The following is a 20,773-nucleotide window of genomic DNA, read 5'->3' on the forward strand; positions in this document are numbered from 1 at the left end:
CCTCCGTCCGACTCGAAGACAGCGAGCAAGGAAACATCATGAAGGTCAACCCCTCCGTCAAGCCGATCTGCGACCACTGCAAGGTGATCCGCCGCCACGGCCGCGTGATGGTCATCTGCAAGTCGAACCCGCGCCACAAGCAGCGCCAGGGCTGACGAGGAGCGGATGCCCGGCATCCGCGCCCGCAGACGCACGACAGAACACCACAACTGAACACACAGACAGGCAGGATCAGAACCCCGAGAGGGGGGACACCCCGGGTGGAGGCCCGGGCACCGATCCTGCTCCACACCTCCACTCACTCCTAGGAGACATCGCATGGCACGTCTTGCCGGCGTCGACATCCCGCGCGACAAGCGCGTGGTGATCGCCCTCACCTACATCTACGGCATCGGCCGTACCCGTTCGGTCGAGATCCTGAAGGCCACCGAGATCGACGAGTCGATCCGCGTCAAGGACCTCTCCGACGACCAGCTCGTCGCCCTGCGCGACTACATCGAAGGCACCTACAAGGTGGAGGGTGACCTGCGCCGCGAGGTCGCCGCCGACATCCGCCGCAAGGTCGAGATCGGCTCGTACGAAGGCCTCCGTCACCGCCGCGGCCTGCCCGTGCGCGGCCAGCGCACCAAGACCAACGCGCGCACGCGCAAGGGTCCCAAGCGCACCGTCGCCGGCAAGAAGAAGGCGCGCTAAGGCGCGGCCCGGGATTAGGAGAACCTGAACATGGCACAGGCCAAGACCGCTGCGCGCAAGCCGCGCCGCAAGGAGAAGAAGAACATCGCGCTGGGCCAGGCCCACATCAAGTCGACGTTCAACAACACGATCGTCTCGATCACGGACCCCTCGGGCGCCGTCATCAGCTGGGCGTCGTCGGGCGGCGTGGGCTTCAAGGGCTCGCGCAAGTCCACCCCGTACGCCGCAGGCATGGCCGCCGAGTCGGCCGCCCGCCAGGCCGCCGAGCACGGCGTCAAGAAGGTCGACGTCTTCGTGAAGGGTCCGGGCTCGGGCCGCGAGACCGCGATCCGTTCGCTGCAGGCCGCCGGCCTCGAGGTCGGCTCGATCAACGACGTGACGCCGCAGGCCCACAACGGCTGCCGTCCGCCGAAGCGCCGCCGCGTCTGATCCTGGAGCCGGATGCCTCCGCCCGCACGTCGGGCGGGGCATCCGGCATCCGGCGTTCTTCCACACAACTCCATACCTCTTGCAATCGCACGTGTCATATAGCGGGCACGTGACGGAAAGGAACACATAGTGCTCATCGCACAGCGTCCCACTCTGACCGAGGAGAAGATCGGCGAGTTCCGCAGCCGGTTCGTCATCGAGCCCCTGGAGCCCGGTTTCGGGTACACGATCGGCAACGCGCTGCGTCGCAGCCTGCTCTCGTCGATCCCCGGTGCCGCGGTCACCAGCATCCGCATCGACGGCGTGCTGCACGAGTTCAGCACCATCCCGGGCGTGAAGGAGGATGTCACCGAGATCATCCTCAACATCAAGCAGCTGGTCGTCTCCTCGGAGCGCGACGAGCCCATCACGGCGTACCTGCGCAAGACCGGCGCCGGTGAGGTCACCGCCGCCGACATCTCCGCTCCCGCCGGTGTCGAGGTGCACAACCCCGAGCTGGTCATCGCCACGCTCAACGACTCGGCCCGCTTCGAGCTCGAGCTGACGATCGAGCGCGGCCGCGGCTACGTCTCGGCGACCCAGAACCGCAACGAGTACGCCGAGGCCGGCCAGATCCCGATCGACTCGATCTACTCGCCCGTCCTGAAGGTGTCGTACCGCGTCGACGCGACCCGTGCCGGTGAGCGCACCGACTTCGACAAGCTGGTGCTCGACGTCGAGTCGAAGCCCTCGATCACGCCCCGCGACGCCGTCGCGTCGGCCGGTCGTACGCTCACCGAGCTGTTCGGCCTCGCCCGCGAGCTGAACGTCGAGGCCGAGGGCATCGAGATCGGCCCCGCGCCGGTCGCCGAGGTGCTCACGAACGAGCTGTCGATGCCGATCGAGGACCTCGATCTGTCGGTCCGTTCGTACAACTGCCTGAAGCGCGAGGGCATCAACACGGTGTCCGAGCTGGTCGCCCTCTCGGAGACGCAGCTCATGAACATCCGCAACTTCGGTCAGAAGTCGGTCGACGAGGTGCGCGACAAGCTCGTCTCGCTCGGCCTGTCGCTGAAGGACTCGGTCCCCGGGTTCGACGGCGCGCACTTCTACGGCGGCTACGACGACGAGACCATCTGACCGGCGCCCGACCGGTTCTGTGACACTTTCCACCTGGAGTAACTGACATGCCCAAGCCCACCAAGGGTCCCCGCCTCGGAGGCGGCCCCGCCCACGAGCGCCTGCTGCTTGCGAACCTCGCCGCGGCGCTGTTCACGCACAAGTCGATCACGACGACCGAGACCAAGGCCAAGCGCCTGCGTCCGCTCGCCGAGCGCCTGGTCACCTTCGCCAAGCGCGGCGACCTGCACGCCCGTCGCCGGGTGCTGTCGGTCATCGGCAACAAGGACGCGACGCACGTGCTGTTCGCCGAGATCGCGCCGCTCGTCGCCGAGCGCGAGGGCGGCTACACCCGCATCACGAAGATCGGCAACCGCAAGGGCGACAACGCCCCCATGGCCGTCATCGAGCTCGTCCTCGAGCCGGTGAACCCGAAGCCGAAGTCGGCGAAGAAGACGGCCGCCGCGGCCGCTCCCGTCGCCGAGGAGGCTCCGGCCGCCGAGGAGGCTCCCGCCGTCGACGAGACCGCCGCCGAGGCCGGTGCCGAGTCGCAGGCCGAGGGCGAGGCCGCCGAGGCCGCCGCTGCGGACGCCGTCGAGGCGCCCGCGGAGGAGAAGTCCGAGTAAGGCGCTCCCGCATGACCTGAGAAGGCCCGCTCCCCTCCGGGGGTGCGGGTCTTCTCACGTCGGCGCCCCCGGCCGACGCTGCGGGCGCGCAGTAGGCTCCGAGGTGTGAACAGGTCGAAGCCGCCTCTCATCGCGGCGGGCGGCCCTCCCTCGCGACCCCCGCTGACCGGGCTCTCCCCGCGCGTCGAGGCGCTCGCGACGCGCTGGGCGCTGGCCTCGGCGGTCGTCGGCGCGATCGTCGCCGCCGTGGCCATGGGCGGCGCGCGCCTGCCGCTGGGCGGCCCGCTGTCGGTCGGCAGCCTCGCGGCCCTACTCGCCGCCCTCGCCGCGGCGTCGGCGTTCGCCACGTCGTTCGTCCTGGAGCGCCGTGAGGGGCACCTCCTGTGGCGCCGAGCCCTGCCGTGGCCGAAGCGGGCGGCCGACCTCGCGAGCCTGTGCGCGGCGATGATGATGCTCGCGGCGCTGCTCGTGATCGCCGTCGCGGAGCTGTTCCAGCTCGGGTTCCGCGGACTGACGATCGACCCGTTCGGCGCCGGCGCGCTCGCGGGTGCGGCGTGCGGGGTCATGGCCTACGCGGCATCCGTCTTCGGCGCGCGCGTCACCTCGAGCGGGATCGCCACGCTCGCGACCCTCGTCCTGTTCCTCGGCACGCTGGCCAGCATGGTCAGCTCGCCGGACGCGGAGTGGTGGCAGTTCCACTTCTCCCGGCTCGGGAACGAGTCGGGGTACGCCGGGTACCAGTTCAACCTCGCGCTCATCACCACGGGTGCCGTGGTGACCGTGCTCGCGAACTTCGTCGCCCACGACCTGGAGACCGGGCTGCGTCCGCGCGTCGCGAGCGGCGCATCCCGCGCGCGCGTGTTCGCGTGGCTGCTCGCCGGGATCGGGCTGTGCCTGATGGTGGCCGGGCTCGTCCCGGATGCGGTCGCCTTCCCCGTGCACGTGGGAGCGGCATCGGGCATGGTCGTTCTGTTCGGCGTGCTGGTGGGGTGTCTCGCCGCGCTCGTGCCGGGGATCAGTCACGAGGTGTCGGCCTTCTCGGTCGTGGCCGTGACGGGCATCCTGGTGGCGGTCGCCCTGTGGGTGCCGATCGGGTACTACAACCTCACCGGCGCGGAGTTCGTCATCGCGGGGCTGCTCTTCGCGTGGCTCGTCGTGTTCGTCCGGGGGGCGCGGGCGTACGCGGACTCCAGCCTCCGCGCCCACCCCGACGCAGCCGACGCGCCCGGGGTCCGAGGCGCCGATCAGGCGGGTCGTACGTCCAGCGCGTGATCGCGGGCGAGGGCGGAGGCGGCGGCGACCGCCCCGATGACCACCACGTCATCGCCGAGGTCCGAGGCGACCAGCGCCGGCGCGGGGAGGTCCAGGTCGGTCGGCAGGGCCGCGCGCGCGGCGTCCACGACGATCTCGGCGCCGCGGGACAGGGGTCCGGACAGGATGATGCGCCGCGGGTCGAACATGCTCCCCAGAACGCTCACCACCCGCCCCAGGGTGGCGCCCGCGCGGGCGGTCAGGGCGCGTGCGTCCGCATCCCCGTCGGCGGCGAGCGTCAGGACCGCGGCGGCATCGAGCCGATCGGAGGGCACCGCCGCGAGGGCACTCCCCGGGGCGGCACCGCCCGTCGCGACGAGCTCGGCGGCCCACGTCGACAGGCGTGCGCCGAGCCCGTCCGCCGAGGCGACCCCCTCGACGTGGTCGAACGCCACCATCTCGCCCACGCCGCCGTGCGCGCCGTGCAGCAGGCGCCCGTCGATCACCACGCCGGCGCCCATCCGCACTCCGGCGAGGAGCGTCACGTAGTCGCGGCAGCCGACGGCGGCGCCCACGCTGCCCTCCGCGATCGCCGCGAGAGAGGCGTCGTTGTGCACTCTGACCAGAGGTATGCCGTCGAAGGCATGGATCAGACCCGGGTTCGTGCGCTGCCAGAAGCCGGTCGGATGGCGGGGTGACACCCCGTCCTTGTTGACGGGGGCGGGAACCCCGACGGCGAGGGCGAGGACGTCGGCCGCCGTGCAGCCGACGGCGGTGAGCGTCGAGCGCACGGCGGCCACGATGACGGCGCGGCGCTCGGCGGGATCGACGTCCGCGTCCCCGCCGAGCGCGGGATCGACGTCGACTCGGCGGGTCGTGAGCTCGCGCGAGCGCAGGTCGGTGACACGGACGGTGATCAGCTCGCTGCCGGCGTCGACCCCGACGAGGACGGCCGCGTCCTCACGCAGGCAGAACCGCCGGGCCGGCCTGCCCTTGCGGTAATCGCCGACCGCCCGTGCGTTCGGCAGCTCTCGCAGCAGTCCGCGCGCGATCAGCTCCTCGGTCGTCTCGATCGCCGTGGAGCGGGTGAGCCCGGTCGCCTCGATGGCGTCCGTCGCCGTGAACGCGTCGACGTCCCACGCATAGGCCAGGACGGCGTCGAGGCTCGCGGGTCGCGCGGCGCCCGCCAGGCTCGTCGTGGCCGTGGCCCCGATCATCGTCGACATGGTGGTTGACGTCCTCCTTCTCCCGGTGCCATACTGCCGGAAGAACATTGATTCGGCGAGTAAATCTACTCGGAGTCGAATCAGAATCAGGAGGACGAGGGTGTCTGAACGTACACGTCGCGCACGACGATGGATCGCGGTCGCCGCCGCCGCGGGTGTGGCAGCTGCACTGCTGGCCGGCTGCTCCGCCGACGGCCGTGAGACGATCCGCTTCACCTTCAGCAAGCGCGAGGCGCTCGATTTCATGAATCAGCTCGTCGCCGACTACAACGCCTCTCAGGACCGGGTGACGGTCCAGATGGACACGTCGGGCGTCGATGTCGTCTCGGCGAGCTTCGTGCGGGGAAATCCCCCCGACATCATGCTCGCGAACTACAACTTCGAGGTCGCGCGGTTCGTCGAGCGCTGCGCACTCACCGACCTCGCGGGCACCGAGGCGGCGGCGAGCACGCGCGAGGACCTCCAGCCGTTGATGGACCAGTACGGCGCCTGCCCGGGACGCATCAGCGCCCTGCCCTACTCCGTCATGGCCGCATCGGTGATCTACAACAAGGATCTCTTCGCCCAGTACGGGCTGGACGTCCCGACGACCTGGGACGAGCTGATCGCCGTGTGCGACACGCTGAAGGCGAACGGCGTCACCCCGTTCTACGCCACCTTCAAGGACGACTGGACGATCGGCCAGGGGTGGTACGACTACTCCGTCGGCGGCTCGATGGACGTCGTGCGCTTCTTCGACGACCTCCGCGCGCAGGGGGCCGATTCCGGCCCGGACGCGCCGGTGTCGTTCTCGACGGACTTCGCCGAGCCGATGGACAAGATGCTGCAGCTCGCGAGCGCCTACACGAACGAGGACGCCGACAGCCGGGGCTACCGGGACGGCAACCTCGCCTTCGCACAGGGGAAGGCGGCGATGTACCTGCAGGGTCCGTGGGCGTTCAGCGAGATCGCCAAGACGTCGCCCGATCTGGCGCTGGGGACCTTCCCGCTGCCCATGACCGACGACCCGGGCGACCTCGCGGTGCGCGTCAACATGGACCTCGCCGCGATGATCCCCGAGGGCTCGCACCACCAGGAGGCCGCCCGCGACTTCCTCGAGTACCTCTACCAGCCCGAGCACATCGAGGCGTACAACGCCTCGCAGCTCGGCTTCACCCCGACCACGGATGCCGCGCCGCCGGACGATCCGCGCATCGCCGGAATGATCCCGTACTACGACGAGGGCAAGGTCTACCAGGGGCCGTCCGTCCTCGTGCCCAAGACGATCCCGGTCTTCAACTACGCGCAGGCGATGGTGTTCGGAGCGAAGCCGGGCGACATCCTCCGCACGATGGACCAGGACTGGGAGCGGATCGCCTTCCGCCAGGCCGCGAGCGGCCAACCCGACGCCAGCCAGACGAAGGAGTCCGGACGATGACCACCTCGACGATCGTCACGAACGGGAAGGCGACCGCACCCCGCAGTCGTCGCCGCGTGGAGCCGATCTACTACCTGTTCCTGCTGCCGAGCCTCGTGCTGTTCACGCTGGCGATCACCGTGCCCGGGGTGATCGGCATCTTCTTCAGCTTCACCGACTCGATCGGGATCGGCGACTGGAACTTCATCGGTCTCACGAACTACATCGCCCTCTTCAGCGACCCGGCGGTGCTGCAGAGCTACCTGTTCACGTTCGGCTTCTCGATCGCCACCGTGATCGTCGTCAACGTCGTGGCGTTCCTGCTGGCGGTGGGGCTCACGGCGCGCATCCGCTTCAAGACGGGTCTGCGGGCGATCTTCGTCATCCCGATGGTGATCTCCGGCATCATCATCGCCTACGTCTTCAACTTCCTGTTCTCCAACTCGCTGCCCGCCGCGGGCGCCGCCCTCGGCCTGCCCGGACTCGAGTCGAGTCTGCTCGCGAATCCCGACCTCGCCTGGGTCGCGATCGTGATCGTCACCGCCTGGCAGGCGATCCCCGGCACCCTGCTCATCTACATCGCGGGCCTGCTCTCGGTGCCCGGCGACGTCTACGAGGCCGCGGACCTGGACGGCGCGTCGAAGACCCAGCAGCTGCTGCGGATCACCGTCCCGCTGGTGGCCGGCTACGTCGTCATCAACGTGATCCTCGGCTTCAAGAACTTCCTCAACGCCTACGACATCATCGTGGGCCTCACCAACGGGGGCCCCGGAACGGCCACCCGCAGCATCGCGATGACGATCATCGCGGGCTTCAACGGCGGCGACTACGCCTACCAGATGGCCAACGCGACCCTCTTCTTCATCGTCGCCGTCGTCATCTCCCTTGTTCAGCTCTCGCTGACGCGTGGAAGGAACCAGTTCTGATGTCCAGCCAGCCCGCCCTCGCCTTCGAGGCGTCCGAGGTCGCCGTCCCCCGATCGTCCCGCACGCGCCGCACGGCGCGCCCCGGCATGGAGCGCATCTCGTGGTCGACGACGATCATCCTGATCCTGTGCGCCGTCACCGTGCTCCTGCCGCTGTACGTGACGCTGTCGATGGCGTTCAAGACCACCGGCCAGGCCGTCGACGGGAACGCCTTCTCGCTGCCGGCGCCGTTCAGCCTCGACGGGTTCGTCCAGGCGTGGAACCTGACGAAGTTCCCCGTCGGCGTGACGATCTCGTTCCTCGTCACGGCGGGCACCGTCGTCCTGACCATCGTGCTCGCCGCGTTCGCGTCGTACGCGATCGTCCGCAACTGGGACCGGCGCCTGTTCCGCTACTCGTTCTTCTACCTGCTCGCGGCGATGTTCATCCCCTTCCCGGTCGTGGCGCTGCCGCAGATCCAGCTGACCGGTCGCGTGGGGCTGGACAACCCGTTCGGCGTCGTCATCCTCGCCACGATGTTCCAGCTGAGCTTCAGCGTGCTGCTGTTCACCGCGTTCCTGCGCTCGATCCCGCTCGAGCTCGAGGAGAGTGCCCGCATCGACGGCGCGACGACGTGGCAGACCTTCTGGCGCCTCATCTTCCCGCTCCTGGCCCCGATGAGCGCGACGGTCGGCATCTTCGCGTTCCTCTACGCCTGGAACGACTTCATGATGCCCTCGTTGATCATCTCGGACCCGGCCCTGCAGACCCTCCCGGTGCGGCAGAACCTCTTCCAGACGCAGTTCAGCAACAACTACAACGTGTCCTTCGCCTCGTACCTCATGGCGATGGCGCCCGCGATCGTGGTGTACCTGTTCACGCAGCGCTGGGTCATGGAGGGCGTCACCCAGGGCGCCGTCAAGGGCTGACCCGACCCGCCCACCGAACGCACCGATCGCCACGACACCCCGCACACGACACCACACACAGGAGAAACCCGTCGATGTCCCCGTTCCCGGCCACCGAGACCCGCACGACCGACACGTCCGCCGCCTGGTGGCGCCAGGCCGTCGTCTATCAGATCTATCCGCGCAGCTTCGCGGACGGTGACGGAGACGGGATCGGCGACATCCCGGGCATCCTGTCGCGTGTCGACTACCTCGCCGAGCTCGGCGTCGACGCGGTGTGGCTGAGCCCGTTCTACCCGTCGGCGCTCGCCGACGGCGGCTACGACGTCGCCGACTACCGCGACGTCGACCCGCGACTGGGGACGCTCGCCGACATGGACGCCCTCATCGCGGCGCTGCACGCGCGGGGCATCCGGATCGTCATCGACATCGTCCCCAACCACACGTCGGACCTGCACGCGTGGTTCCAGGAGGCCCTGGCGGCGGGCCGCGGCTCGGCGGAGCGCGACCGGTACATCTTCCGCGAGGGCTCGGGGCCGGACGGCGCCGAGCCGCCGACCGACTGGGTCGCCGCCTTCGGCGGCTCGACGTGGGAGCGCGTGGCGGACGGGCAGTGGTACCTGCACAGCTTCGCGACCGAGCAGCCCGACCTGAACTGGAGCAACCCCGACGTGCGCGCGGACTTCCTGCGCACCCTCCGCTTCTGGTCCGACCGCGGCGTCGACGGGTTCCGCATCGACGTCGCCCACATGCTCACGAAGGACCTCACCGAGCCGCTCCCGTCCGCCGCGGAACTCGCCGTGCTCCCCGTGGACGGAAGTCACCCCCTCCTCGACCGCGACGACGTCCACGAGATCTACGCCGAGTGGCGGCGCGTGTTCGACTCCTACGACCCGCCGCGCACGGCGGTCGCGGAGGCCTGGGTCGCCTCGGACCGGGTGCCGAAGTACGCGAGCCCGGAGAGCCTCGGACAGTCGTTCAACTTCGACCTGCTGCGGGCCGACTTCGACGCGGCTCAGTTCCGTGAGATCGTCACCGACAACATCGCGCTCGCCGCCCGGTCGGGGTCGTCGAGCACGTGGGTGCTCTCCAACCACGACGTCTTCCGCCACGCCACGAGGTATGCCCTGCCCCGCGTCGAGGAGGTCGCCGGCGCGGTGCCGAACCGCCACGGCGGAGGCTGGCTGGAATCCGGCGCGCCCGAGTCCGCCATCGACCGGGCGGGGGGCGTGCGTCGCGCCCGCGCGGCGAGCCTCTTCCTGCTCGGCCTGCCCGGATCGGCCTACCTCTACCAGGGGGAGGAGCTCGGTCTCCACGAGGTCGCCGAGATCCCCGCGGACGAGCGTCAGGATCCCACGTTCCTGCGGACGAACCGCGAGCAGTTCGGTCGCGACGGGTGCCGCGTGCCGCTGCCGTGGTCGGCGTCGGGGCCGTCCTTCGGGTTCGGCGACGGGGGAGCGCACCTGCCGCAGCCGGACTGGTTCGCCGAGGTCGCGGTCGAGGTGGAGGAGGACGATCCCGACTCCACGCTGTGGCTGTACCGGCGTGCCCTGGCGCTGCGCGCCGGGCTGCAGGGTGCGGAACGCCTGGAGTGGATCGAGACGGGACGTGCCGACGTGCTGCACGTCGTGCGCCCCGGCGGCTGGCACGTGGTCACCGTCTTCGGCCGGGAGCCCTACCCGACCCCGGCGGGGACGGTCGTGCTCTCCAGCTCGCCGCAGGACGATCCCGCCGTCGTCGCCGGCGAGACGACCGTCTGGCTGCGGATGGACTGACCCCGTCCGGACGGGGCCGTCCTCACACCCCGTGCGCCGCGTGGTGCACGGGGTGTCGCCGCTCGAGCGCCGACCCCTCGACGTCGACGTTCGGCACGATCCGGTCGAGCCAGCGGGGCAGCCACCACGCCGAGCGGCCCAGCAGGTGCATGATCGCGGGCATGAGCAGCATCCGCACGACGAAGGCGTCGAAGAGCACGCCGAGCGCGAGGCCGAGACCCATCGACTTGATGATGACCGACTCCGACGTGATGAATCCCGAGAAGACGGCGACCATGATGAGCGCGGCCGCGATGACGACCGTCCGCCCGGCGCGGAAGCCCTGGGCGACGGCGAGCCGGGCCGGCGCGCCGTGCGCCCATGCCTCGCGCATCCCGGTCGCGAGGAAGAGCTGGTAGTCCATCGCGAGGCCGAAGAGGATGCCGACGAGGATGACCGGCAGGAAGCTCAGGATCGGACCGGGGTTGTGGACGCCGAACAGTCCGCCCAGCCATCCCCACTGGAACACCGCGGTCACCGCGCCGTAGGTGGCGAACAGCGACAGGACGAACCCGCCCGTCGCCACGAGCGGCACGAGGAGCGAGCGGAAGACCATCACCATGATGAGGAAGGAGAGCCCGACCACGACCACGAGGTAGAGCGGCAGGACGTTCGCGAGCCCCTCCGAGATGTCGATGTTGATGGCGGCCTGGCCCGCGACGCCGAGCGTCATGTCGCCGTCGACCGGGGGGAGGGCCCGCAGGTCCCGCACGAGGGCCTCGGTCGAGACGCTGTTCGGGCCCTCGGCGGGCACGACCTGGAACGCCGCGAGGCGGTGGTCGTCCGACACGGCGACCGGTGCCACGGCGACCACGTCGTTCTGGGCCGCGAGCTCCCGCGCGACGGAGAGCTGCGCCGCGCGCACGCCGTCGTCGTCGAGTCCCTCGGGGAGCGTCGCGGTCACCAGCAGCGGGCCGTTGACGCCTTCGCCGAACGCCTGCTGGGTCAGGGTGTACGCGCGGTAGCCTGTCGAGTCCTCCGCCTCGGAGCCGCCGTCCGGAAGGCCCAGTCGCATCGACAGCGACGGGATGGCGATCACGAGCAGCGCCGCGATCGCGACCACCGCGGTCAGCACGGCGCGCACGGTGGACATCGGGCGTACTCCGGCGGTGGCTGCCGGCGCGACCTCGTCGGACGCGGCCGCGGCCTCCGCACGCGCCCGGGCGCGCCGGCTCAGGATGCGGGTCCCCGCGAGGCCGAGGAGGGCGGGCGTCAGGGTGATCGCGATGAGGACGGCGATCGCCACGCTGACGGCGCCCGCCGTGCCCATGAGCCCGAGGAAGGGGATGCCCGTGACGTTGAGGGCCAGCAGGGCCACGATCACGGTCGTTCCCGCGAACACGACCGCGTTGCCGGCGGTGCCGTTGGCGAGGCCGATCGACTCGACGACGTCGCCGCCGGCGAGGAGCTGCTTGCGGTGCCGGTAGAGGATGAACAGCGAGTAGTCGATGCCGACGGCGAGGCCGAGCATGACGCCGAGGATCGGGGTGACGGAGGCCATCTGCACGATCCCCGAGAAGGACAGCAGCCCCATCGCGCCGATCGCGACGCCGAGCAGGGCGGTGACGATGGGGAAGGCCGCGGCGAGGAGCGAGCCGAGCACGACGACCAGGACGACCGCGGCCAGGGCGACGCCGACCGCCTCGCCGACGCCGAGGATCTGCGGTACGCCCTGCGAGATCTCCGTCGAGAACGCGACCTCGGTGCCGGCGACCGGCGAGTCCTCGAAGTGCGCGACGACGGCCTTCTTCGAGCTGTCGGCGAGCTCCAGGCGCGGCACCGTGAACTGCACGTTGACGATCGCGGTCGATCCGTCCGCGGAGACGACGCGGATGGCATCCGCGTAGGAGAGGAGCTCGGCGCCCTCGTCGAGCTGCGTCTGCTGCGTCTCGAGGGTGGCGCGCCCCTCGGTGAGCTTGGTCTGCTGCGCGTCGAGCGCGGCGCGCTGCGCGTCGAGCTGCGCCTGCTGCGCGTCGAGCTGGTCGGTCGGGAACCCGGCGGCCTGCGCCTGCGCGCGGCCGGCGTCGAGCTGCTGCTGCGCCGCCTGGAGCTGGGCGGCCCCGGCGTCGAGCTGGCTCTGCCCGGCGTCCAGCTGTTCCCGGGCGGCGGCGATCTTCGTGCGGCCGTCCTCGACCTGGGTGCGCTGCTGGGCGAGCTGCGCCTCGGTCTGGAAGGGGTCGATGACGTCGGACACGTCCGGCAGGCTCCGGGCGGAGGCCGCGAGGGCGGCGATCTCGCTGCGCTGCTCGTCGGTGAGGGCCGCGCCGTCCGTCGTGTGGAACACGACGGTCCCGGAGGCGCCGCTGAAGTTCGGCAGCTTCTGCTGGAGCTCCTCGATGACCGCGCCCGAGGCGGTGCCGGGGATGTCGAAGCTCGACACCAGCCCGCCGAAGCCGGCCAGGAATCCGCCCACGGCGACGGCGAGGACGACCACCCATCCGACGATCACCGTCCAGGCGCGTCGGGCGGCGAATGTCCCCCAGCGGTGCAGCAGCTCGGCCATGACTCTCCTCACTCGCGCGAGCGCGCCGACGGGGAGCGCCTCGTCGTCGACAGCTCGGATAAGATAACACGGTCCGTCTCGTCTTGTCCGATCGTCCGTCGGGAGCATCCATGGCCCTCGCCCGCAGCGGCCCCGTCCGCAGTGAAGCGGCCCGCCAGGCGATCCTGCACGCGACGGCCGACCTCCTCGCCGAGCGCGGGTACGAGAGCCTCGCGATCGAGCAGATCGCCGCCCGCGCGGGCGTCGGCAAGCAGACGATCTACCGCTGGTGGCCCTCGAAGGGCGCGATCCTGGCCGAGTGTCTGCTCGAGGGCACGATGCTGGACGGTCGCCTGGATCTGCCCGACACGGGGGACGTCCGCGCCGATCTGCGCGATTGGCTCGGACGCATCTTCGCCCTGCTCGAGCGCCCCGAGGGCGAGGGTCTCCTGCGGGCGCTGATCGCGGCCGCGGCCGACAATGCCGAGGTCGGGCGGCGCCTGCGCGACAGTCTGTCGGGGTCGCAGTCGGTGTCGGGGCGGCTCGAACGCGCCGCGGGGACGGTCCCGAACCTCGTTCCGGGGTCGCCCTTCGAGGAGATCGCGGAAGCGCTCATCGGCGCCGTCCTCCTGCGCGCGCTCAGTCGCACGCCGGTCGGCCCCGGCGATGCCGATCGGCTGATCGCCGCCGTCCTCGGCGGCTGAGCCCGTCCGCGTCAGTCCATCGGCACCGCGTGGCCGGAGACCCGGATGCCGCCGACGGCGGGGATGTCAACGGTGAGGATGCCGGGCCTGCCGACGTGCGCACCCTGCTCGATCTCGATCCGACCGGGAACGGGCACCGCCTCGAGCTCGCGCAGGTAGGCGCCGACGGAGGCCGCCGCCGAGCCGGTGGCGGGGTCCTCGGTGATCCGGCCGACGGGGAAGAGGTTCCGCGCCGCGAACCGGTGCGCGCCGAGCCGGTGGAGCACCGTGACCGTGGCGGGCCAGCCGCGATCGTCCATGAGTGCACGCACGCTCACCGGATCGAATCCGAAACCGTCGAACGTCGTCCGATCGGCGACCACCAGCACGGGGTGCGGATTGCCCGCGTGCGAGAGCCGCGGCGGCAGGTCGGGGTCCAGGTCGTCGGCGGAGAGCCCGAGCGCGTCGAGGAGTGCCTCGAGGTCGCGCGGCGGCAGATCCGCGACGCTCGGGTCGATGCTCGTGAACGACGCGCGGGTGCCGGTGTCGTCGCGCGTCACGGCGATCGGCACCACGCCGACGGGGGTCGCGAACACGATCTCGTCGACCGTGCCCGACCCGCCGGTGCGCCCGAGATCGGCGAGGGCGACGGCCGTCGCGATCGTGGCGTGGCCGCAGAAGGGCACCTCGGCGATGGGGGAGAAGTACCGGATCGTGACGGCGCCGTCCGCCGCCGTGCCGGTCACGAACGCCGTCTCGGCGAAGTCGACCTCGGCGGCGATGCGCTGCATGTCCGCCGCGGAGAGCGCGGAGGCGTCGAGCACGACGCCGGCGGGGTTGCCGCCGTCGGGGCGCGCGGAGAACGCGGCGAGTCTCAGGACGTCGACGCGGGGGAGGTCGGGCTCGGTCACGACACTCAGCGTAGGGGCGCTCAGCTCGTGACGATCGTCACGACCGCCTCGCGGCCCGCCGTCCCCACGACGCGGGAGACGCAGCAGCACATCTTCTCGCGCGCGTTGCGCTGGCGCTCGCTGTAGAAGACGTCCCGGTGGTCGATGTCGCCGTCGAGGCCCTCGACGCGGACCTCGCACAGTCCGCACTCGCCCTTGCGGCAGTCGTACATCATGTCCGCCCCGGCCGCCTCGAGTGCCTCGAGCATCGACTGGTTGGCGGGCACCCGGGTCTCCAGGCCGAGCGCGGGGATGCGCACCGTGAACTCCTGCGGGTCGAACCAGCCGCTGTTGCCGAACGTCTCCATGCGCAGGTTCGCGATCGGGAGGCCGGCCTGCAGCCACGACCGGCGGACGGCGTCCATCAGGCGGATCGGCCCGCACACGTACACCTCGGTGGCGTCGTCGATGCCGGCGACGACGTCCGGGACCGACATCGTCGTGCCCTCGTCGCGCACGTGCACGCCGAGCCGGTCCCCGTGCGTGCGGGAGAGGTCGTCGAGGTAGGCCATGAGGCCGCGGCTGCGGCCGGCGTAGACGAGACGGTAGTCCGCGCCGACCGCTCGCAGGCGCGCGGCCATCCCGGCCATCGCGGTGATGCCGACGCCCCCGGCGAGCAGGACGTAGCGCCGGGCGCCGAGGCGCAGCGGGAAGTCGTTGAGGGGCTGGGTGAGACGCACCCGGTCGCCCGGGACGAGCCCGTTCATCACGGCGGCGCCGCCGCGGCTCACGGGCGACGTGTAGACGCTGAGCGCGATCCGCCCGCCGTCGGGCGAGGCATCCACGATCGAGTAGGAGCGCTTCTCCTCCGCGCCGCCGATCTGCAGGCGGAGATCGACGTGGGCGCCGGGATCGACCCGCGCCGGGCGGTCGACGTCGATCTCGATGCGCCGGATCTCGGGGGTGAGGGGCGTGGTGGCCGCCACCGTCCCCTCCTGCCAGACCTCTTGGTGTGCCGACGCCACGTCAGGCCACCGGCTGCGGCACGCGGTCGCGCCCCTCGGCCAGCAGCATCCGTTCGAGGATGCGGCGCACCCACATGCCGCCCGCGTCGATGTTGAGGCTGTAGAACTCGTAGTCGGGGTTCGCGTCGATCGCGGCCTGCTGCGCCGCGAGCATCGCCTCGTCCTCGCCGAAGACGCCGTGCACGCCGTCGCGCAGCTGCGTCGTGATGAGCTGGCTGTCGAGGCGGTAGTTGCGCTGGAACGACCAGAAGTAGTGGCTCGTGCGATCGGTCTCGGGGGTGATCGTGTTCATGACGTAGCCGTTGACGCCCTGCGACCGGTCGCCCTCGGGCGCTCCGGTGCCCGCCTTCGCGACGCCGACGTCGATGTTGATCGTGCCGGGCGCCTCGTAGTGGATGATCTGCCAGCGGTCGACGCGGCCGTCGAAGTCCGGGAACTTGTCGCGCATGTTCTTCCGCCAGAACGGCGGCGCCTCGATGTCGTGCATCCAGCGCTCGACGGTGACGGTGTTCTCGGTGTGGCTCGTGACGAAGTCCGATTCGCTGAGCTCCTTCTGGCCGATGCTCGAGCTGTGCACGAACTCCTCGTGGGTGAGGTCCATGAGGTTGTCGAGGATCAGCTGGTAGTTGCACGGCGCGTGGATCGTCAGGCCGTCGCCCGTCCAGGCCGGATCGGTCATCTGGTGCATGTCGGGGATCGTCGCGGGATCGGCGAGGGCGGGATCGCCGACCCAGACCCACACGTAGCGGTAGCGGTCGACGACGGGGAACGACGGGACGAGCGCGCTCGGGTTGATCGTCTCCTGCGCGGGCATCGAGGTGCACCGCCCGGCGGAGTCGTAGGTGATGCCGTGGTACGGGCAGCGGATGTCCTCGGGGCCCATCAGCACGCCCTGCGACAGGGGTGCGAGGCGGTGCCAGCACGCGTCGGCGAGCGCGACGGGGCGTCCGTCCTCCGTGCGGTACAGGGCGAGCGGGCGGCCCGCGATCGTGCGCGCCAGGATCTTCTTGCGCCCCACCTCGTGGTCCCACGCCGCGACGTACCAGGCGTTGCGCGGGTAGTCGAGCAGCTTCGCGGCCATCGTCTCGAGCATCGGGACTCCTTCGTCCAATAACTATCGGCATAGATATTACGAGAAAGATAGTCTGAGCGGATGCGACGTGCAAACCCCGTTCCTGCGGACGAAGCGTCCTCGTGAGCCTGCGCTACGCGCTCCTCGCGCTGCTGACCGCCCAGCCGATGACGGGCTACGACCTCGCGAAGGCCTTCCACGTCTCGGTCGGGCACGTGTGGCACGCCCCCGACTCGCAGATCTATCCCGAGCTCAAGCGGATGGCCGCCGACGGCCTCGTCGACGGGGCGCCGGTCGCGTGGGGACCCCGCTCCACCAAGACGCAGTACGCGATCACGGATGCGGGCGTCGCGGCGCTCACCGACTGGATGGCCGAGCCGGTGGACTACGCCGCCGAGCGCGACCCGGCGCATCTGCGCGCCGCCTACTTCGAGTGGGCCGACCCGCAGGACGCGCGCGCACGGCTGCGCGACCACATCGCCCACTACGCCGAGCGTCGCGCGCAGTGGCAGGGCCAGCTCGACGCCATCCGCGATCGCACGCATCCCATCGTCGCGCGGCGCCTCGTCGCCGACACCCGGCACGACGCCGCGGCCATCGTCGCGTTCAAGGAGTTCACCTACGAGGGTTTCGTCGCGCGCGCCGAGCAGGAGATCGCATGGGCGGAACGCGGCCTGCGTCTGATCGACGACCTCGCCGCGCCTCCGGCCTGAGATCGCTCAGGCGAAGGCGGTCTTGCGCAGGAGATCGGCGAGCATCGTCCGCTCCGCGTCGGTGAGGTCCGCGCGCAGCTCGCGCTCGGCGCGGGCCAGCGCGCGCTGGGCATGCCGCTGCAGGTCGCGGCCGGCGAGCGTGACGCCGATGACGTTGGCGCGGCGGTCGCGGGGATCCGGCTCGCGTGTCGCGAGGCCCGCGCGCTGCAGCTCGTCGACGAGTGCGACCACCTGACTGGGGTCGAGCCGGAGGAATTCGGCGATCTCGCGCTGGGACGGCCTCGGCTCGGCGGCGGCCAGCGTCAGCACCGAGTACGAGCGCACCTTCAGGCCGAACTCGGCGAGTGCCGCGTTGCCCGCGGCGATCGACTGGGCATTGGCGCGCGCGATGAGGAAGCTCAGGTCGTCCATGAGCTCCTCGGTCATTCCTGCAGTCTAGCGCTATGTGTGCCATGTTCAATCATTGACAAGTTCAAGTATTCTGTGCTGAGATCGAGCCGAAACGAAGGAGTTCGCATGTCACAGCACGCCCCGCAGGACCGCACCCCGCTGGACGGCAAGGTCGCCATCGTCACCGGCTCCGGTCGCGGTCTGGGCCTCGCGTACGCTCAGGAGCTCGCCCGCCGCGGAGCGGCGGTCGTCGTCAACGACGTCGACGCGCAGACGGCGGCGGACGCCGTCGCCTCGATCGAGGCGGAGGGCGGCCGCGCGGTCGCGGTCGTCGCCCCGGTCGGCCCGACCGAGACCGCCCGCGAGCTCGTCCGCACCGCCGTGGACACCTTCGGCGGCCTCGACATCCTCGTCACGAACGCGGGCGTCCTCCGCGACACGGTGTTGTGGAAGATGAGCGACGACGACTTCGACCTCGTCGTGAACGTCCACCTGCGCGGCACGTTCACGTGCGTGCGCGAGGCGGCGGGCTGGATGCGGGAGAACCAGGTCGCCGGGCGCATCATCTGCATCGGCTCCCCGACGGGTCAGCGCGGCAACTTCGGCCAGACCAACTACGCCGCCGCCAAGGCGGGGATCGTGGGCATGGTCCGCACCTGGGCGCTCGAGCTGAAGCGCGCCGGCATCACGGCCAACGCGGTCGTCCCCGTCGCCGCGACCGCGATGACCGCGACCGTCCCCTACTTCGCCGCCGCGGTCGAGGCGGAGGCCGCGGGGGATCCCATGCCCGCCTTCTTCCGTCACGACCTCGGCTTCGGCACCTCGGACGACGTCGCCGGGCTCATCGCCTACCTCGCCTCCGACGCGGCGGCCTCCGTCACCGGCCAGGCGATCGGTGTCGGCGGCGACCGCATCCAGGTGTGGAGTCACCCCGAGCCGGTCGTGACGGCCTACCACGACGGCGGGTGGAGCTTCGAGGCGCTCGCTGCCGACGGCGACCTCCTCGCGGGCAGCGCGCAGTCGGTCGGCGAGAGCTTCCCGCCCCTCCCCGAGGAGCTCCAGCGGTGACCACCCGCTACGAGCCCGCGATCGACGTGGAGGCGATCGTCGCCCTCGACGTGCACGTCCACGTCGAGGTCGACGACCACGGTCACTCCTCGCTTCCCGCAGACCTGGCCGACGCCGCGTCGGCGTACTTCGCGACCGGAGCGGGCCGGCCCGACCTCGACTCGATCGCCGCGTACTACCGGGAGCGGACGATGGCGGCGGTCGTCTTCACGGTCGACGCGGAGACCCGCCTGGGCCAGCCGCCCCTGTCCAGCGAGGAGATCGCGGCGGGCGCCGCGCGCCACAACGACGTCCTGATCCCCTTCGGGTCGGTGGACCCGCACCGAGCGGACGCGGTGGACCGCATCCGCCGGCTCGTCGAGGACCACGGCGTGCGCGGGTTCAAGTTCCACCCGACGGTGCAGGGGTTCGACCCGAGCGAGGCGCGCTGGGAGCCGATCTACGCGGCCCTGCAGGACGCCGGGGTCGTCGCCCTCTTCCACACCGGCCAGACCGGCATCGGCGCGGGCCTGCCGGGCGGGCGGGGTCTGCGCCTCGGCCTGTCGAACCCGATGCTCCTCGACGGCGTCGCCGCCGACTTCCCCGACCTGCAGATCGTCATGGCGCACCCGTCGGTCCCCTGGCAGGACGAGGCTCTCGCCGTCGCGACGCACAAGCACAACACCTGGATCGACCTCTCCGGGTGGAGCCCGAAGTACTTCCCGGACTCGCTCGTCCGTGCGGCGAACACCTACCTCCGCGGCCGGGTGCTCTTCGGATCGGACTACCCCCTGCTCACGCCGGACCGGTGGATGCGCGATGCCGAGACCGCCGCATCCTTCCGCGCGGAGGCGCGCCCGGGGATCGTCAAGGACAACGCGGTGCGGCTGCTCGGTCTGGGGGGATGACGCCGTGTCCTTCCCGTCCTCCGCGATCGGCCTCGACCCCTACGGCGTGGCGGCGGCGCACCTGAGCCCGGCGGCGGCCGCGGCGCTGACCGGGCTGCGCGAGGTGCTCGACCGCGACGTGCGGCCGGTGCTGGCCGGGGCCTGGGAGAGCGCCACGATGCCCGCCGCGGTCCTGGACGCGCTCGTCCCGCTCGCGCTCATGCGCCCCGACGGCGTGGACGAGGCCGAGGCGGACTCGAGCATGTTCTCCGGGCTGCGCAACTACGTCCTCGCGCGCGCCGACGTGTCCGTCGCGACGCTGTACAACGCCCAGTCCGGGCTCTTCCGCACCACGGTGCGTCACGGCGGCTCGCCCGACCAGGTCGCCGCGATGGACGAGCGCATCCGCGACTTCGGCCTCACCGGCGTGTTCGCCCTCACCGAGCCCGACCACGGCTCCGACATCGCGGGAGGCCTCGCGACGTCGGCGCGACGCGACGGCGACGGATGGGTCCTCGACGGCGTCAAACGGTGGATCGGGGGAGCGGCGGCGGCCGACGTCCTCGCGGTCTTCGCCCGGGCCGAGGACGACGGCGAGGTCAGGGCGTTCCTCGTGCCGCGCGAGGCCCCCGGCGTCACGATCGAGGCGATGACGGGCAAGATCGCGCTGCGCCCCATGCAGAACGCCGTCATCACCCTCGACGGGGTGCGGGTCTCCGAGTCGGAGCGGCTGCAGCGCGTGTCCTCGTGGCGGGACGTCGCGCGGCTTCTGCGCGCGATGCGCTCCGACGTCGCCTGGATCGCCACCGGGCTGCAGGCCGGCGCACTCGACGCCGCCGTCCGCTACGTCACGGAGCGTCGGCAGTTCGGTCGTCCCGTCGGCGGGTTCCAGCTCGTGCAGGAGCGCCTCGCCCGCATGCTCGGCAACCTCACCGCCTCCCTCGGCATGGTCGTGCAGCTGTCGGCCGCGCAGGATCGCGGCGACTGGGCGGACGAGAACTCCGCACTGGCCAAGATGCAGACGGCCCGCCTGGCCCGCGAGACGGTCGCGCTCGGCCGCGAGGTCGCGGGCGGCAACGGCATCCTCCTCGAGCACGACGTCGCGCGCTTCTTCGCCGACGCCGAGGCCGTCTACTCCTACGAGGGCACGCACGACATCACCGCCCTCATCGTCGCCCGTGCCCTCACCGGCTCGTCCGCCTTCGTCTGAGACGCCCCCGATCGACCGACAGTAAGGA

The 20,773-nt window shown here is 71.1% G+C and carries 21 protein-coding genes; 15 read left to right on the top strand and 6 right to left on the bottom strand.

Annotation, left to right across the window (positions count from 1 at the left end):
• The first annotated feature begins 38 nt into the window (after positions 1-38).
• The 6 genes from rpmJ to WFI00_RS04185 all read left to right on the top strand — a co-directional run bounded on the left by rpmJ (position 39) and on the right by WFI00_RS04185 (position 4,118).
• On the top strand, positions 39-155 hold the full coding sequence (gene rpmJ, locus WFI00_RS04160) for a 50S ribosomal protein L36 (RefSeq protein ID WP_005050492.1): 117 nt from the start codon (positions 39-41) through the stop codon (positions 153-155).
• A 163-nt stretch (positions 156-318) separates the two neighbouring features.
• Positions 319-693, top strand: a complete 375-nt coding sequence (gene rpsM / locus WFI00_RS04165) for a 30S ribosomal protein S13 (RefSeq protein WP_045249906.1) — start codon at positions 319-321, stop codon at positions 691-693.
• A 30-nt stretch (positions 694-723) separates the two neighbouring features.
• The gene (gene rpsK, locus WFI00_RS04170) at positions 724-1,122 is read left to right on the top strand and encodes a 30S ribosomal protein S11 (protein ID WP_204962817.1); all 399 of its coding nucleotides are present in this window, start codon (positions 724-726) and stop codon (positions 1,120-1,122) included.
• Positions 1,123-1,251: 129 nt separating this feature from the next.
• The gene (locus WFI00_RS04175; protein WP_204962818.1) at positions 1,252-2,241 is read left to right on the top strand and encodes a DNA-directed RNA polymerase subunit alpha; all 990 of its coding nucleotides are present in this window, start codon (positions 1,252-1,254) and stop codon (positions 2,239-2,241) included.
• A gap of 47 nt (positions 2,242-2,288) precedes the next feature.
• Complete coding sequence (gene rplQ, locus WFI00_RS04180) at positions 2,289-2,846, top strand: 50S ribosomal protein L17 (protein ID WP_336630715.1); 558 nt, start codon at positions 2,289-2,291, stop codon at positions 2,844-2,846.
• A gap of 105 nt (positions 2,847-2,951) precedes the next feature.
• On the top strand, positions 2,952-4,118 hold the full coding sequence (locus tag WFI00_RS04185; RefSeq protein ID WP_336630716.1) for a DUF998 domain-containing protein: 1,167 nt from the start codon (positions 2,952-2,954) through the stop codon (positions 4,116-4,118).
• On the opposite strand, the gene WFI00_RS04190 is transcribed toward WFI00_RS04185, so the two are convergent.
• Positions 4,091-5,314, bottom strand: coding sequence for an ROK family protein (locus WFI00_RS04190; RefSeq protein ID WP_336630717.1), 1,224 nt, complete (start codon positions 5,312-5,314; stop codon positions 4,091-4,093). The two genes, WFI00_RS04185 and WFI00_RS04190, sit on opposite strands and share 28 nt — an antisense overlap.
• Positions 5,315-5,423: 109 nt before the next feature.
• Between WFI00_RS04190 and WFI00_RS04195 the strand changes: the two genes are divergently transcribed.
• The 4 genes from WFI00_RS04195 to WFI00_RS04210 all read left to right on the top strand — a co-directional run bounded on the left by WFI00_RS04195 (position 5,424) and on the right by WFI00_RS04210 (position 10,307).
• The gene (locus WFI00_RS04195; protein ID WP_336642274.1) at positions 5,424-6,740 is read left to right on the top strand and encodes an ABC transporter substrate-binding protein; all 1,317 of its coding nucleotides are present in this window, start codon (positions 5,424-5,426) and stop codon (positions 6,738-6,740) included.
• Positions 6,737-7,645, top strand: a complete 909-nt coding sequence (locus WFI00_RS04200) for a carbohydrate ABC transporter permease (RefSeq protein ID WP_336630719.1) — start codon at positions 6,737-6,739, stop codon at positions 7,643-7,645. The genes WFI00_RS04195 and WFI00_RS04200 overlap by 4 nt, the downstream gene beginning before the upstream one ends.
• Positions 7,645-8,553 carry a carbohydrate ABC transporter permease gene (locus tag WFI00_RS04205; RefSeq protein ID WP_336630720.1) on the top strand — a complete coding sequence of 303 codons (909 nt, stop codon included), beginning with the start codon at positions 7,645-7,647 and terminating at the stop codon, positions 8,551-8,553. Before WFI00_RS04200 ends, WFI00_RS04205 begins: the two co-directional genes overlap by 1 nt.
• A gap of 74 nt (positions 8,554-8,627) precedes the next feature.
• Positions 8,628-10,307, top strand: a complete 1,680-nt coding sequence (locus WFI00_RS04210) for a glycoside hydrolase family 13 protein (protein ID WP_336630721.1) — start codon at positions 8,628-8,630, stop codon at positions 10,305-10,307.
• A gap of 22 nt (positions 10,308-10,329) precedes the next feature.
• On the opposite strand, the gene WFI00_RS04215 is transcribed toward WFI00_RS04210, so the two are convergent.
• Positions 10,330-12,849: an MMPL family transporter gene (locus tag WFI00_RS04215; protein ID WP_336630722.1), complete on the bottom strand. Its 2,520-nt coding sequence runs from the start codon at positions 12,847-12,849 to the stop codon at positions 10,330-10,332.
• A gap of 110 nt (positions 12,850-12,959) precedes the next feature.
• Between WFI00_RS04215 and WFI00_RS04220 the strand changes: the two genes are divergently transcribed.
• Positions 12,960-13,532, top strand: a complete 573-nt coding sequence (locus WFI00_RS04220; RefSeq protein ID WP_336630723.1) for a TetR/AcrR family transcriptional regulator — start codon at positions 12,960-12,962, stop codon at positions 13,530-13,532.
• Between the two features lie 11 nt (positions 13,533-13,543).
• On the opposite strand, the gene WFI00_RS04225 is transcribed toward WFI00_RS04220, so the two are convergent.
• From WFI00_RS04225 to WFI00_RS04235, 3 genes are read right to left on the bottom strand one after another with little or no spacing between them, the layout of a single operon-like run.
• Complete coding sequence (locus WFI00_RS04225; RefSeq protein WP_336630724.1) at positions 13,544-14,422, bottom strand: PhzF family phenazine biosynthesis protein; 879 nt, start codon at positions 14,420-14,422, stop codon at positions 13,544-13,546.
• Positions 14,423-14,442: 20 nt separating this feature from the next.
• Positions 14,443-15,387, bottom strand: coding sequence for a PDR/VanB family oxidoreductase (locus WFI00_RS04230; RefSeq protein ID WP_336630725.1), 945 nt, complete (start codon positions 15,385-15,387; stop codon positions 14,443-14,445).
• A 40-nt stretch (positions 15,388-15,427) separates the two neighbouring features.
• The gene (locus WFI00_RS04235) at positions 15,428-16,519 is read right to left on the bottom strand and encodes an aromatic ring-hydroxylating dioxygenase subunit alpha (RefSeq protein WP_336630726.1); all 1,092 of its coding nucleotides are present in this window, start codon (positions 16,517-16,519) and stop codon (positions 15,428-15,430) included.
• Positions 16,520-16,620: 101 nt separating this feature from the next.
• Between WFI00_RS04235 and WFI00_RS04240 the strand changes: the two genes are divergently transcribed.
• Entirely contained in the window at positions 16,621-17,211 is a 591-nt protein-coding gene (locus tag WFI00_RS04240) for a PadR family transcriptional regulator (RefSeq protein WP_336630727.1), read from the top strand.
• A 6-nt stretch (positions 17,212-17,217) separates the two neighbouring features.
• Here the strand turns inward: WFI00_RS04240 and WFI00_RS04245 are convergent, their stop codons facing one another.
• Positions 17,218-17,637, bottom strand: a complete 420-nt coding sequence (locus tag WFI00_RS04245) for a MarR family winged helix-turn-helix transcriptional regulator (RefSeq protein ID WP_336630728.1) — start codon at positions 17,635-17,637, stop codon at positions 17,218-17,220.
• Positions 17,638-17,727: 90 nt separating this feature from the next.
• Here WFI00_RS04245 and WFI00_RS04250 point away from each other — a divergent pair, with 90 nt between their 5' ends.
• From WFI00_RS04250 to WFI00_RS04260, 3 genes are read left to right on the top strand one after another with little or no spacing between them, the layout of a single operon-like run.
• Positions 17,728-18,669 carry an SDR family NAD(P)-dependent oxidoreductase gene (locus tag WFI00_RS04250; RefSeq protein WP_336630729.1) on the top strand — a complete coding sequence of 314 codons (942 nt, stop codon included), beginning with the start codon at positions 17,728-17,730 and terminating at the stop codon, positions 18,667-18,669.
• A complete protein-coding gene (locus WFI00_RS04255) occupies positions 18,666-19,556 on the top strand; it encodes an amidohydrolase family protein (protein ID WP_336630730.1) in 891 nt (296 codons plus the stop codon). Before WFI00_RS04250 ends, WFI00_RS04255 begins: the two co-directional genes overlap by 4 nt.
• Positions 19,557-19,560: 4 nt before the next feature.
• The gene (locus tag WFI00_RS04260) at positions 19,561-20,745 is read left to right on the top strand and encodes an acyl-CoA dehydrogenase family protein (protein ID WP_442928291.1); all 1,185 of its coding nucleotides are present in this window, start codon (positions 19,561-19,563) and stop codon (positions 20,743-20,745) included.
• Positions 20,746-20,773 lie beyond the last annotated feature (28 nt).

The sequence above is a fragment of the Microbacterium sp. MMO-56 genome (genome assembly GCF_037146215.1).
Taxonomy (GTDB): domain Bacteria; phylum Actinomycetota; class Actinomycetes; order Actinomycetales; family Microbacteriaceae; genus Microbacterium.